The organism is Staphylococcus pettenkoferi, assembly GCF_002902685.1.
GTDB classification, from domain to species: Bacteria; Bacillota; Bacilli; order Staphylococcales; family Staphylococcaceae; genus Staphylococcus; species Staphylococcus pettenkoferi.
In genome coordinates this window covers 47,809-62,130 of record NZ_PPRN01000012.1, presented here as the reverse complement: position 1 = coordinate 62,130, position 14,322 = coordinate 47,809, and the positions used below count along the sequence as shown (strand labels likewise).

Annotated in this window: 14 protein-coding genes; 8 read left to right on the top strand and 6 right to left on the bottom strand. The window is 39.8% G+C overall.

Annotation, left to right across the window (positions count from 1 at the left end; genetic code table 11):
- Positions 1–48: 48 nt before the first annotated feature.
- The 6 genes from qoxD to folD form a co-directional block, all read right to left on the bottom strand.
- On the bottom strand, positions 49–339 hold the full coding sequence (gene qoxD / locus CD126_RS02315) for a cytochrome aa3 quinol oxidase subunit IV (RefSeq protein ID WP_040806519.1): 291 nt from the start codon (positions 337–339) through the stop codon (positions 49–51).
- Positions 336–941 carry a cytochrome aa3 quinol oxidase subunit III gene (qoxC, locus tag CD126_RS02310; protein WP_002471927.1) on the bottom strand — a complete coding sequence of 202 codons (606 nt, stop codon included), beginning with the start codon at positions 939–941 and terminating at the stop codon, positions 336–338. The genes qoxD and qoxC overlap by 4 nt, the downstream gene beginning before the upstream one ends.
- Positions 931–2,919 carry a cytochrome aa3 quinol oxidase subunit I gene (gene qoxB / locus CD126_RS02305; RefSeq protein WP_103369970.1) on the bottom strand — a complete coding sequence of 663 codons (1,989 nt, stop codon included), beginning with the start codon at positions 2,917–2,919 and terminating at the stop codon, positions 931–933. Before qoxB ends, qoxC begins: the two co-directional genes overlap by 11 nt.
- The gene (qoxA, locus tag CD126_RS02300; protein ID WP_103369969.1) at positions 2,919–4,043 is read right to left on the bottom strand and encodes a cytochrome aa3 quinol oxidase subunit II; all 1,125 of its coding nucleotides are present in this window, start codon (positions 4,041–4,043) and stop codon (positions 2,919–2,921) included. Before qoxA ends, qoxB begins: the two co-directional genes overlap by 1 nt.
- Before the next feature lie 344 nt (positions 4,044–4,387).
- Positions 4,388–4,705: a DUF5011 domain-containing protein gene (locus CD126_RS02295; protein WP_049406822.1), complete on the bottom strand. Its 318-nt coding sequence runs from the start codon at positions 4,703–4,705 to the stop codon at positions 4,388–4,390.
- Between the two features lie 649 nt (positions 4,706–5,354).
- Positions 5,355–6,212, bottom strand: a complete 858-nt coding sequence (gene folD / locus CD126_RS02290) for a bifunctional methylenetetrahydrofolate dehydrogenase/methenyltetrahydrofolate cyclohydrolase FolD (RefSeq protein WP_002471878.1) — start codon at positions 6,210–6,212, stop codon at positions 5,355–5,357.
- A 207-nt stretch (positions 6,213–6,419) separates the two neighbouring features.
- On the opposite strand from folD, the gene purE reads away from it, so the two are divergent.
- The 8 genes from purE to purM are packed head-to-tail and all read left to right on the top strand — an operon-like array spanning position 6,420 to position 14,320.
- On the top strand, positions 6,420–6,902 hold the full coding sequence (gene purE / locus CD126_RS02285; protein WP_002471940.1) for a 5-(carboxyamino)imidazole ribonucleotide mutase: 483 nt from the start codon (positions 6,420–6,422) through the stop codon (positions 6,900–6,902).
- Positions 6,889–8,016: a 5-(carboxyamino)imidazole ribonucleotide synthase gene (gene purK, locus CD126_RS02280; RefSeq protein WP_049406823.1), complete on the top strand. Its 1,128-nt coding sequence runs from the start codon at positions 6,889–6,891 to the stop codon at positions 8,014–8,016. The genes purE and purK overlap by 14 nt, the downstream gene beginning before the upstream one ends.
- Positions 8,016–8,720 carry a phosphoribosylaminoimidazolesuccinocarboxamide synthase gene (purC, locus tag CD126_RS02275; protein ID WP_103369968.1) on the top strand — a complete coding sequence of 235 codons (705 nt, stop codon included), beginning with the start codon at positions 8,016–8,018 and terminating at the stop codon, positions 8,718–8,720. Before purK ends, purC begins: the two co-directional genes overlap by 1 nt.
- Positions 8,720–8,980, top strand: a complete 261-nt coding sequence (purS, locus tag CD126_RS02270) for a phosphoribosylformylglycinamidine synthase subunit PurS (RefSeq protein WP_002471865.1) — start codon at positions 8,720–8,722, stop codon at positions 8,978–8,980. Before purC ends, purS begins: the two co-directional genes overlap by 1 nt.
- Complete coding sequence (purQ, locus tag CD126_RS02265; RefSeq protein WP_049406829.1) at positions 8,980–9,651, top strand: phosphoribosylformylglycinamidine synthase I; 672 nt, start codon at positions 8,980–8,982, stop codon at positions 9,649–9,651. The genes purS and purQ overlap by 1 nt, the downstream gene beginning before the upstream one ends.
- Positions 9,644–11,833, top strand: coding sequence for a phosphoribosylformylglycinamidine synthase subunit PurL (purL, locus tag CD126_RS02260; RefSeq protein ID WP_103369967.1), 2,190 nt, complete (start codon positions 9,644–9,646; stop codon positions 11,831–11,833). Before purQ ends, purL begins: the two co-directional genes overlap by 8 nt.
- Entirely contained in the window at positions 11,812–13,299 is a 1,488-nt protein-coding gene (gene purF, locus CD126_RS02255) for an amidophosphoribosyltransferase (protein WP_049406834.1), read from the top strand. Before purL ends, purF begins: the two co-directional genes overlap by 22 nt.
- Complete coding sequence (purM, locus tag CD126_RS02250; protein ID WP_103369966.1) at positions 13,292–14,320, top strand: phosphoribosylformylglycinamidine cyclo-ligase; 1,029 nt, start codon at positions 13,292–13,294, stop codon at positions 14,318–14,320. Before purF ends, purM begins: the two co-directional genes overlap by 8 nt.
- Positions 14,321–14,322 lie beyond the last annotated feature (2 nt).

Genomic DNA, 14,322 nt, shown 5'->3' with positions numbered 1-14,322 from the left:
AAAAGGCTCCTCCGAAGAGAAGCCTTCTATACTCACAGCTTATACATCTTATAAGTGGTGAGAGTGACCACCTTGCATTACCCAGTACGTACCGATAACGATAGCAAGCGTAATGATGATAGCGAAGATAACTTTGAAACTTTGTAAGTTACCGTCTTTACCTTCAGTTAAGTGCATGAACATGAGTAATTGAACTGCAGCTTGGATAAAGGCGAAACCAAAGATAATAGTTATCTTAGCATTTAATGTCATAGAAGTGTATAGAGTTACAAATACTGCGAGAATCGTTAAAACAATAGAGGCAATGAAACCAACTGTGTGTTTTGCTATTGTATTCATCCGCTATACACCATCCCTATCATATATACGGCAGTGAAGATGAAGATCCAAACAACATCTAAGAAGTGCCAGTATAAACTTACGATAAATAATTTTGGAGCATTGTATGAGTCTAATCCACGCATACCGATTTGGATTAATAAACAAATGATCCAGAATATACCTAATGTTACGTGACAACCGTGAGTTCCTAATAGGATAAAGAAGCTAGACCAATAAGAACCGATTGTCGGATTCACACCTTCAGATGCATAGTGCGCGAACTCGTAAATTTCGAATACTACGAAGACTGCACCTAGAAGTAAAGTGAGAATCATCCAGAACATCATTTTGCCTTGTTGTTCTTTACGCATGTAGTAAATTGCAATACCACAAGTGTAAGAACTGATTAACAATGCGAAAGTCATTATTAATACTAACGGTAATTCAAATAGGTCTGTAGTCATTTTGCCGGCATAGTCGCCACCATGTTGCAACGTAAGCAACGTTGCAAACAAGGTACCGAACAATGCAAATTCAGCTGTAAGGAAGATCCAGAAGCCAAGTTTATTCAAATTACCTTCATGTGAACGTGAATCAATAGTTGTTGTATTATGACTCATAACTTACAGCCTCCTTTTCTTTTCTACGTTCTTCACGTAGACGTTCTTCAGTTTCAGCTACTTCTGAAGCAGGGATGTGGTAACCATGATCGACTTGGAAACTTCTGTAAATCATAGTACCAAAGATACCTAAGAGACAGATGATAGCTGGAACGATTGTTTCGAAGATTAAGAAGAAACCTCCGACTGTGAACCAGAGACACATCCAAACGCCGACTGATGTGTCATTAGGCATGTGAATGTCTTTATAGTTACGGTTGTCTAAGAAGTGACGACCGTGTTCTTTCATGTTGACGAATGTGTCGTAGTCATTCCAATCAGGAGTAACTGCGAAGTTATATTTAGGTGGTACAGCTGATGCTGTTGACCATTCTAAAGTACGTCCTAAGCCATTCCAGTTGTCACCAGTAGCTTCACGTGGTGCTTTGATATGGCTATAAACGATGCTTGCTACTAGGAATAAGAAACCTAGAGCCATTAATAATGCACCGATAGATGAAATCACGTTAAGTGTAGTCCATCCGTCTTCTGGCATATAAGTGTATAGACGACGTGGCATACCATCTAAACCGAGAACGAATTGTGGTAAGAAACAAACGTTAAATCCGATCATGAATAACCAGAAGCACCATTTGTTTAATGTCTCGTTTAGTTTGTATCCCATCATTTTAGGATACCAGAAGATTAATGCAGCTAGACAAGCGAATACAACACCAGTAACTAATGTGTAGTGGAAGTGTGCCACTAGGAAGTAAGTGTTGTGATATTGGAAGTCGGCTGCTGCCATCGCAAGCATTACACCTGTAACCCCACCAAGTAGGAAGTTAGGGATAAATGCTAGTGAGAATAGCATTGGTGATTCAAAGGTAATTCGACCTTGGAATAAAGTGAATAACCAGTTGAATAATTTAACACCGGTAGGAATACCGATCATCATTGTTGTAATTGAGAAGAATGAGTTGATTAACGCACCATTACCCATTGTGTAGAAATGGTGAACCCATACTAAGAAACTTAAGAATGCGATACCTGCTGTTGCCCAGATCATACTCTTATGACCGAATAAGCGTTTACGCGCAAATGTCGGGATAATTTCTGAGTAGATACCGAATGCTGGCAAGATAACGATATAAACTTCGGGGTGCCCCCAAACCCAGAAGAAGTTTGCCCATAGCATTGGCATACCGCCGTTAGCAACAGTGAAGAAATCAGTACCGAAGATTCTATCGGTAGTGAATAATGCTAATGCTACTGTTAATACTGGGAACGCCAAGATAACGATCAATGTAGTGATGAACGTTGTGATAGTGAACATTGGCATTTCCATAAATTTCATAGTAGGTGTCTTACATCTTAAGATTGTTACGAAGAAGTTGATACCAGTCATCAATGTACCAATACCAGAAATCTGAATCGCAACTAAGTAGTAGTTGACACCTGGTCCTGGACTGAATTCTCCTGCAAGTGGTGCATAGTTAGTCCAACCTGCTGCGGGTGAACCACCTACGATAAATGAAAGGTTGAACAAAATCATACCTGCAAAGAATAACCAGAAACTTACGTTGTTAAGTACTGGGAAGGCAACGTCTCGTGCACCGATTTGAAGTGGAACAACAGCGTTCCATAAACCGAATACGAAAGGCATTGCCATAAAGATAATCATGATAACACCGTGTGTACTAAAGATTTCATTGTAGTGGTTAGATTCCAAGAACTTATTGTCTGGCATTACTAATTGAGTACGAATGAGCATCGCATCAATACCACCACGGACGAACATTAATACAGCACAGACTAAGTACATGATTGCAATTTTCTTATGGTCAACGGACATGAACCATTCTTTAAATAGATATTTCCATAATTTGAAGTAACTAATTACAGCGATTAACGCGATGACTAAGAATGGCGCAGCAATTTGACCCGCCGTAATCATCCAATTACCTTGTACTATCAATTGATCCCATGGAAAATTCATTAATGTCCACCTCCATGTTCATGATCTTTGTCGTGCTTAGACTCTTTGTCATCTTTAGCACCTTTAGAGATTTTTTCCATTTCATCCATATTATGATGTTCTTTTTTCTTGAACTCATTATTATATGGTTTGTCGTTTGGTAAGATCATTTCTGACATACCGTGACGTTTGTAGTTAGCATTTGTGATTTGATGTTTACGAGCAGGTTTGTCTTTATCTGGTTTGTCCAATACATCTTTCTTGATCTCTTCTTCAGAGTTGAAGTTAGGATCTTTTTGAACGTAGTGATAACGTTTGTAAGCGTAGAAGATGTACTCTGGATCTGCCGCTGGGTCAACAAATGCCATGTGTGTACCACTGAATGTTAGGTTCTTGTTCTCAGTAGTAGGTAAAAGTTGTTTGTCGAACGTATCTTGATCGAGTGTTTTGTGTTTTTGAGCATCTTTTACCCATTTGTCATAGTCACTTTGACTTACTGAATGTACATCGAATGTTTGACGTGCGAAACCTTCACCATTGAAGTTTGAGTTACGTCCACGGAATGTACCAGTTTGATCCGCAGTTAATGTCCAATCCATTGTCATTCCTGTCATTGCATATTTCTGACCACCGAGTTGTGGTACCCAGAAACTTGTCATCATGTCCATAGATTGGAGCTTGAAGACAACAGGACGATCTTTAGGGATTGTTAAATGGTTAACTGTCTCAATTTTTTCTTCTGGATAAGAGAAGAACCATTTATAACCAGCGCTTGTTGCGTAGATAACGATTGGATCTTTATCTTTTTGCGGTGGTGCATCGTAAGTGTAAAGCGATTTAACAGTTGGAATCGCTAAAGCAGTTACGATAAGAACCGGAACAATAAACCAAATTGTTTCGATTAAAGAGTTGTGATGCATTTTACCTGATTCGTCATTTCCTTTTAAGCGGTATTTAAAAAGGAAAACAGCGAATAAGGTAAGCACCACTGCGACAATAACAAGCATGAAAATGATTGAATACATAATCAAGAATTTAGAGTCGCTTGCTATTGGCCCTTTTGGGTTTAAGACTTCTACGTTTGAACAGCCACTAAGTAAAATTAGTGAGCCAAATAATAGAAGCAAAGACTTAAATTTTGACACTTTTTTGACCTCCTAATACTACAATTGTAGGGCTTATCATCAATTTTAAGATATTACGGAATATTTACAAGTACCTACGGCAAAAAAATTGTTGTAAATTTAAAATAAGCCCTGCAGACACGGCGTCTGACGGGCTTTGAAGCAATTGTTAAATTTATGTGTACATTTTGTGACTATCGTCAATTTTATAAAATTAGTGATACATAGCGCCAAATACTAACTCATCACACTTTAATGCGACAGTGTAAGTAGGCGATATGACTTGCGATAGAAATTATATTCCAAAATGAAGATATTCATTATGAATGGATTAAACGGATGTAATGAATAAGGTTCTGATAGACTTATCTGACTTCGATGTAGCGAGTTGAAGTATCCACACCACCGTCTGAATCTTTCACTTGATAAGCAATTTTATATTTACCTGCTTGGTTCGTATTAATGTGACCCTCTACGGTAATCTGATCGGTTAAATCGCCGTCTTCTTTATCAAAGGCAGTAATACCATTGAGGACGTTGTATTCTGAACCCTTTTCTACAACGACGTCTTTAGCTCCTTTGATTTCAGGAGTAGAGTTATCTGTGGCTTCGGCATTTAAGTTAGGAGAAACCAATGTTGCTGAGACTCCAATAGCTGATAATGACTGTAGTAATTTGTTCATAACGATTTACCTCCGTATCAAGTCACAACTTAGTGTTAACTATACTATACTTTATACGAATTGAAAATACATCATACTATGGTCTTAATTTAGAAAAGTAGGGCGAAGTATTGAAATGATAAGAAGCAGTACAGGTGGAAATGATAAAAATATTTTTGAATATATTCAATTTAGAGAGATAACTATATCTATATAATATGAAAGAACGTGCTAATGTAGTAACGATAATACAAGTATTTAAATATTAGTGTAGCGATATAAAGTTTGAAGAGGCATTGAATAACAAACTTTATAAAAATATAAGGTTCTGATATTAATCGGATAGTAATCTTAAGCTTGGGACATTAATGTGAATTATCTTATAGAATAAATAAAAAGAAAATGCATTATATATTATTGATTAAATTTTATTTACACCTTAGGCTCTTTTACTAATATAGAAAATAATTATAGAAATATTAACAAAAAATAAGGATAGAATTGGAAATTTAATACTATCCTAATTCTATCCTTATATACATATAAAATGAAACGTGAATATTTAATTCGTATTCGAACAGTGTGTACCTTTCTATTCTCAATAATATGAAAGGTCTAAAGTGCAATTACGAATTATGCTTAATTGCTTCCCTCATATAATGAGAGGAATTTATTCAATTCCGCGACGCATTTTTTCAGCTAATAACGTATTGTTAAGCACCATAGTGATTGTCATTGGGCCTACACCGCCTGGAACTGGCGTGATAGCACCCGCAACTTCTTTCACTTCGTCGTATTCAACGTCACCTTTAAGTTTACCGTTCTCATCAGGTGTGTTACCTACGTCGATGACTACAGCGCCTTCTTTAACGTCGTCTTTCGTTACGAGTCCTGGACGACCTACCGCACTCACGATGACGTCTGCATCTTTAAGGTGCGCATGCATGTCTTTCGTACGTGAGTGTAAGATTGTTACTGTCGCATTTTTTTGTAAAAGTAGTTTAGAAACAGGTTGGCCTACGATATGGCTACGGCCGATAACGACAGCATTTTTACCTTCTAAATCCATATCAGCGTGGTTAAGTAATTCCATTACGCCAAGTGGAGTACAAGGTACGAAAGTTTGTTCATCGATATAAAGCTTACCGATGTTAGCAGGATGGAATCCGTCTACGTCTTTCGCTGGGTCGATAGATTCTAATACCTTTTGTTCGCTTACTTGATCAGGAAGAGGTACTTGAACGAGGATACCACTTACTGAGTCATCATTGTTTAAACGATCAAGTTCTTTTAACACTTCTTCTTCAGAAGTATCTTCATCTAAATGTACGATTTCTGAAGTGATACCAATTTTTTCTGCAGCTTTTTTCTTAGATTTAACATAGCTTAAGCTTGCACCATCGTTACCTACGAGAATAACAGATAACTTTGGAGTGTAGCCTTTAGAAGTTAATTCCTCAACTTGATCTTTAAGTCCTTGTCGATAATCTTTTGCAATTTGTTTACCGTCTAATACCTTAGCAGACATAAACCAAATCCTCCTTGTTTAGATTCACTCTATCCTTACATTTCCCGAGTAGGTCAATCGAATTTATAGTAATAAACGTAAATTGACGCAAGAAATTCAGATAAAGTTCGATTTTAAATTGAAATACTCGTGAATTGTTGTTATCCTTATACATGTAATATACAACTTATGCAATGTGAATTTCAAATCTTTGAAAGGGTGTTCATAATGAAAGTGGCAGTTGTCATGGGTAGTTCATCTGACTGGGCTACGATGAAAGAAAGTTGTCAGATGTTAGAAGAATTAGGCGTTCCGTATGATAAACAAGTTGTGTCTGCACATCGTACGCCTAAATTAATGGTAGATTTCGCGTCAGAAGCACGACTCAATGGTTACGACGTGATCATTGCTGGAGCTGGAGGCGCTGCACACCTTCCAGGTATGATTGCTTCAATGACGACACTTCCAGTTATTGGTGTACCGATTGAATCTAAAGCGCTACAAGGTTTGGATTCATTACTTTCTATTGTACAAATGCCAGGTGGTATTCCTGTTGCTACAACAGCTATCGGTAAGTCTGGAGCGAAGAATGCGGGCATTTTAGCTGCCAGAATATTAGGACTTCAAGATACTTCAGTTCAAGAAAACTTACAAAATTATGAAAAGTCATTAGCTGAGAAAGTGAGTGAAATGCAAAGTGAACTTCAATAAACTAGCGTTTGGTGCAACGGTTGGTATTATCGGTGGGGGTCAGTTAGGTAAGATGATGGCTCAATCTGCACAGAAGATGGGTTATCGTGTGATTGTCCTCGATCCGGATGCTGAATGTCCATGCCAACACGTCGCACACGAATTTATTAATGCACCATATGATGACATGGAAGCGCTCGAACAGTTAGGTGAGCAATCGGATGTTATTACATACGAGTTTGAGAATATCTCTGCTCCACAACTGAAAGCGCTCGTTTCACGCTACAATATTCCTCAAGGTTATCAAGCGATTGAATTGCTCCAAGATCGCTTGACTGAAAAGCAATCTTTAGAAGCTGCTGGAACACAAATTGTTCCATTTGAACAGCTCACTGAACCGAATGATATCGAAAGAGCGGTAGACAAATTAGGTTATCCATTTATGGTCAAAACACGCTTTGGCGGTTACGACGGTAAAGGACAAATCTTGGTTCAAAGTGAAGACGACCTAGATGAAGCACGCACATTAATTGAGAATCAAGAATGTGTTGCCGAACAATTTGTTGATTTAGCTAAAGAAGTATCACTAACTGTAACGATTGGTAATAATAATCAAATTACTTATTTCCCTCTCCAAGAGAATGAACACCAAAACCAAATACTATTTAAAACGATTGTACCTGCGCGCTCAGATAAAGAAGCTGAAGCTCGTGAAGAAGTGAAGAAGATTACAGATTATATCCATTTTGTAGGTACGTTCACTGTTGAATTCTTTATCGATCGAGATAATCATCTCTATGTCAATGAAATCGCGCCAAGACCTCATAACTCAGGCCATTATTCTATTGAAGCGTGTGATTATTCTCAATTTGATACGCATATCCTTGCTGTGACAGGACAACAGTTACCTCAAGAAATCGAAATCTTAAAGCCAGCGGTCATGATGAATTTACTCGGCCGTGATTTAGACTTACTCGAAGATCAATTTGGTGACCATCCAGAATGGCACGTGCATATATATGGTAAGACAACACGTAAACCTGACCGTAAGATGGGGCACATGACGATCTTAACAAACGACGTCGACCAAACTGAACGAGAAATGCTACAACGTTTTGAAGGGAGAAACCAATAATGTCTTTATTATATGAAGGTAAAGCGAAACGTATTTTCACTACAGATCAAGATGATGTACTTCGTGTGGAGTATAAAGACGAAGTTACAGCTGGCAACGGTGCTAAGAAAGACCATTTAGAAGGTAAAGGCCGTTTGAACAACCTTATCACTTCTAAAATCTTTCAATATTTGAAAGATCAAGGTCTTGAAAGTCACTTTATCGAACAACTTTCTGACACTGAACAGTTAGTTAAAAAGGTAGAAATCATTCCGTTAGAAGTCGTAGTTCGCAATATCGCAGCAGGCTCTATCACTAAACGCCTTGGTTTCGACAAAGGATATGAATTTGAGCAACCTCTCGTGGAATTCTTCTATAAAAATGATGATCTCAACGATCCACTTATCACTGACGACCACGTGAAATTACTCAACTTAGCGAACGATGACGAAATTGCTACGTTAAAAGAGGCAGCCTTAGGTATCAACGAACACTTAAAAGCGCTCATGGCGAAGGTGGATTTAAGAATCGTGGATTACAAGATTGAGTTCGGTCGTACAGAAGATGGTAAGATTATTCTCGCTGATGAAATTTCACCAGATACATGCCGTATTTGGGCTTTGGATAGTGACGAGAACTTTGATAAAGACGTTTACCGTGAAGATAGAGGTTCAATCTTAGATGTTTATCAAGCATTTTTAACTAAATTGGAGGACGTAGAATAATGAAAAAAATCGAATTACACATCACATTACAACCACAAGTATTAGATACACAAGGACAAGCATTAACACGCGCCGTACATGATTTAGGTTACGAACAAGTTAACGATATTCGTGTGGGTAAAGTACTTTACTTAACAGTGGATGAAGCGTCAGATGAAGCGGTGGATAATATCGTGACAACTTTAAGTGAGAAATTATTTGCGAATACAGTCATTGAAGAATATAGCTACAAAGTTGTTGAAGAAGGGGAGAATTTCTAATGAAGTTTGCAGTGCTTAGATTCCCTGGATCGAACTGCGACCGTGACATGCTGAATGCTGCACTTAAAGCAGGTGTCGATGCAGAATATGTAGATTATCGTCAAACATCACTTGCAGGTTTCGACGGCGTACTCATCCCAGGCGGATTCTCATTCGGTGACTATTTACGCTCAGGTGCGGTAGCGAGCGTGGCACCAGTGATCACAGAAGTGAAACGCTTAGCAGAAGAAGGTAAGCCTGTATTGGGTGTCTGCAATGGTTTCCAAATTCTTACAGAAATTGGCTTATTACCAGGTGCTTTGCTACATAACGATTCGCATTTATTCGTCAGCAGAAACGAAGAATTACAAGTCGTGAATAACGACACAGCTTTTACAAATCTCTACGACAAAGATGAAGTGGTCGTTTATCCAGTTGCACACGGTGAAGGTCATTACTATTGTACAGATGAGATTTACAATGACTTACATGCCAACAATCAAGTCATCTTGAAATATGTTGATAATCCAAATGGTTCGCATGAAGATATCGCAGGTATTGTCAACGAACGCGGTAACGTCTGCGGTATGATGCCACACCCAGAACGTGCGCTTGAAGCAATCTTAGGTACTGATAGTGGTATGAAGTTATTCGAAGCCATGGTGAAAAGTTGGAGGGAACAAAATGTCTAAATTTATCGAACCAAGCAGTGAAGAAATTAGAACAGAGAAGTTATATAAAGACTTTGGACTCACAGACGCAGAATACGACAAAGTGTGCGAGATTCTCGGACGCCAACCGAATTTTACAGAAATTGGTATCTTCTCAGTGATGTGGAGTGAACACTGTTCTTACAAACACTCTAAGCCGTTCTTGAAACAGTTCCCAACGACAGGCGAACATGTCCTCATGGGTCCTGGTGAAGGGGCAGGTGTCGTGGATATTGGCGACAAACAAGCGGTGGTCTTCAAAGTAGAATCTCATAACCACCCATCTGCAGTTGAACCTTACCAAGGTGCTGCTACAGGTGTTGGCGGTATCATCCGTGACATTGTATCTATCGGTGCACGTCCAATCAACTTACTCAACAGTTTACGCTTCGGCGAATTAACTGAGAAACAGAATCGCCGTTTGCTACGTGGTGTCGTTGCTGGTATCGGTGGTTACGGTAACTGTATCGGTATTCCAACTACAGCAGGTGAAATCGAATTCGACGAACGCTATGACGGTAATCCACTCGTTAACGCGATGTGTGTGGGTGTCATCGATCATGACATGGTTCAGAAAGGTACAGCTAAAGGGAAAGGTAACTCAGTGATTTACGTCGGCTTGAAGACAGGTCGCGATGGTATTCACGGTGCGACATTCGCATCAGAAGAGTTAAACGAAGAAAGCGAAAGTAAACGTCCTTCTGTACAAATCGGTGACCCATTTGTTGGTAAGAAACTGATGGAAGCTACACTTGAAGCCATTACATATAAAGAACTCGTTGGTATTCAAGATATGGGTGCTGCTGGTCTGACATCATCTTCTTCTGAAATGGCTGCTAAAGGTGGCAGTGGTATGCACTTAAGATTGGATCAAGTGCCAGTTCGTGAAGAAGGCATCTCTCCTTACGAAATGATGTTATCTGAAACGCAAGAACGTATGTTACTTGTAGTTGAAAAGGGTACAGAACAAAAATTCTTAGACCTCTTTGAAGATCATGAGCTAGACAGTGCAGTAATTGGTGAAGTGACAGATACTGACCGCTTCGTTCTCACTTACGAAGACGAAGTGTACGCAGATATTCCAGTTCAACCGCTCGCTGACGAAGCACCTGAATATATCCTTGAAGGGGAAGAGAAAGAATTTAATACGTCTAAAAATGATTATAGCCAAGTTGACGTTGAACAAACATTTGATCAATTGTTTACACATCCAACAATCGCTTCTAAGCGCTATCTCTACGAACAATATGATCAACAAGTAGGTGCGAATACGATTGTTAAGCCAGGATTGCAATCTTCTGTCGTACGTGTTGAAGGTACGAACAAAGCCATCGCTTCAACGATTGACGGTGAAGCGCGCTACGTATTCAACCAACCTTACGAAGGCGGTAAGATGGTCGTAGCTGAAGCGTACCGCAACTTAATTGCAGTCGGTGCGAAACCACTAGCGATGACAGACTGCTTAAACTACGGTTCTCCAGAGAAGAAAGAAATCTATCAACAACTTATCGACTCTACGAAAGGTATGGCTGAAGCTTGTGAAACATTGAAGACTCCTGTTGTTTCCGGTAACGTTTCACTTTACAACGAAACACCGAAGACGTCGATCTTCCCAACTCCTGTCGTAGGTATGGTTGGTTTAATCGAAGATATTAATTACTTGAAAGATTTCCATCCAACCCAAGGCGAAGATGTTTATCTCGTCGGCGGTACACGTGATGATTTCGGTGGTAGTCAAATCGAGAAGTTACTTCATGGTTCAGTTAATCACGAGTTTGAAGCGATTGATTTATCTGACGAAGTAGCTAAAGGTGAACACATCGCACAAGCGGTTAGGGATGGCGTCTTATCACATGTTCAAACAGTAGGTAAAGGTGGCTTGCTCATCACACTTGCTCGTTTCAGCGCGCATTACGATTTAGGCTTAGATGTCGAACTAGACGTTTCAGATGCACAACTCTTTAGTGAAACGCAAGGACGTTACTTAGTCATAGTTAAAGAGGGTCAGTCATTTGATATGCCAGACGCAGTTAAAATTGGTCACATCACTAACGACCAATCCTTCACTGTGAAGAACGGTTCAACTACAATTTCACGCAATGCTGATCAATTAAAACAAGCATGGGAAGGAGCAATTCCTCAATGTATGACTTCAACGGATTAAACGAAGAATGTGGCGTGTTTGGAATTTGGAATCACCCTGAGTCAGCACAATTGACTTACATGGGTTTACACAGTTTACAACATCGTGGTCAAGAAGGTGCAGGTATCGTTTGTTCAGATGGTAAGGAATTTGTCAGTGAACGTGGTTTAGGTTTGCTGACAGATGCCATCAACAAGACGAAGATGAGTCACTTACAAGACTATCAATATGCGATTGGTCACGTTCGCTATGCAACATCAGGCAACAAAGGAATCGAGAACATTCAACCGTTCTTGTATCATTTCTATGATATGAGCGTTGGGGTGTGCCACAACGGTAACTTAATCAACGCACAAAGCTTACGCCAAGAGTTAGAACATCAAGGTGCCATCTTCCATTCTTCATCTGATACAGAAGTGATTATGCACTTGATTCGTCGTAGTAAGCAACCTACCTTTGAAGAAGCTTTAAAAGAAAGTCTACGTATTATTAAGGGTGGCTTTACGTTCGCTATTTTAACTAAAGAAGGACTTTACGGAGCCGTAGACCCAAACGCGATTCGCCCATTAGTTGTGGGACAAATGCCGAATGGCGCTTATATCATCGCAAGTGAAACATGTGCAATTGACGTACTCGGTGCAGAATTTGTACGTGACATTCACGCTGGTGAATATGTGGTCATCAATGACGAAGGTATCCGTGTGGAAAGCTATACAGAACATACAAACACAGCCATTTCAGCTATGGAGTACATCTACTTTGCACGTCCAGATTCAACGATTGCGGGGAAGAACGTTCATGCGGTGCGTAAAGCGTCAGGTAAACGCTTAGCGCAAGAGAGTCCGGCTGAAACTGCAGATATGGTTATCGGTGTACCGAACTCTTCATTATCTGCAGCGTCTGGTTATGCTGAAGAGATGAAATTACCATATGAGATGGGGCTTGTTAAAAACCAATACGTAGCACGTACGTTTATTCAACCGACACAAGAATTACGTGAACAAGGTGTGCGTACGAAGTTATCGCCAGTTAAAGACATCGTGCATGGTAAAAACATCGTGCTCGTCGATGATTCAATCGTGCGCGGTACAACGAGTAAACGTATCGTCCGCATGTTGAAAGAAGCAGGTGCCAAAGAAATTCATGTGCGCATTGCTTCTCCAGAGTTCATGTTCCCAAGTTTCTATGGTATCGATGTATCTACGACAGCTGAACTTATTTCTGCTAACAAATCACCAGAAGAGATTTGTGAACACATCGGTGCGGATTCTGTGGCCTATCTTTCAGTAGATGGCTTAATTGATTCTATCGGACTTGATGTAGATTCACCATATAGCGGATTATGTGTAGAAAGCTTTACTGGCGATTATCCTGCAGGTTTGTATGATTACGAAGCGGACTATAAAGCCAACTTAAGTGATAGACAGAAAGCATATTTAGCGCAGAACAAACAATACTTTGATAGTGAGGGGAATCTTAATGTCTAAATCATACCAAGAAGCTGGCGTGGACATTCACGCAGGTTACGAAGCAGTAGAACGTATGTCGAGTCACGTAAAGAGAACGATGCGCCCTGAAGTACTCGGTGGTCTTGGCGGTTTTGGCGCGACATTTGATTTATCTCAACTCAACATGAAAGCGCCGGTCATGGTCTCTGGTACAGACGGTGTAGGAACGAAATTGAAACTCGCGATTGATCACGACAAACACGATACGATTGGTATCGATGCTGTCGCGATGTGTGTGAACGACATCTTAACGACAGGTGCTGAACCACTTTACTTCTTAGATTACATCGCAACGAATAAAGTCGTTCCTGAAGTCATCGAACAGATTGTTAAAGGTGTCAGTGATGGTTGTGAAGAAACAAATACGGCATTAATCGGTGGCGAAACTGCTGAGATGGGCGAAATGTACCATGAAGGTGAGTACGATTTAGCTGGATTTGCTGTAGGTGCTGTTGAAAAGGATGAATACATCGATGGCAGTAGCGTCCAAGCTGGCCAAGCAATTATCGGTTTGGCTTCGAGTGGTGTACATTCTAACGGTTATAGTCTCGTTCGTCGCTTAATTGCACAATCGGATATTGATTTAAATGATACATTCGTTGACGGTAAATCCTATTTAGATGTGTTCCTTGAGCCAACACGTTTATATGTTAAGCCTGTACTTGCAGTCAAAGAACAAGTGAAGATTCATGCGATGACACATATTACGGGCGGCGGTTTCTATGAAAATATCCCAAGAGCATTACCCGAAGGCAAATCTGGTGAAGTCGATGTGACTACTTTCCCAACACCGCCAGTTTTTGATTGGATTCAACAACAAGGACACATTGAGGCAGATGAAATGTACAATGTTTTTAATATGGGTATCGGCTTTACGTTAATTGTAGATGAAGCAGACGTGAAGCGCGTGATAGACATTTTAGCCAAAGAAGATGTTGAAGCATTCCATATCGGTACGATTACTGAAGCAGAAGAACCGATTACGGTGAAAGGTGTTTAATC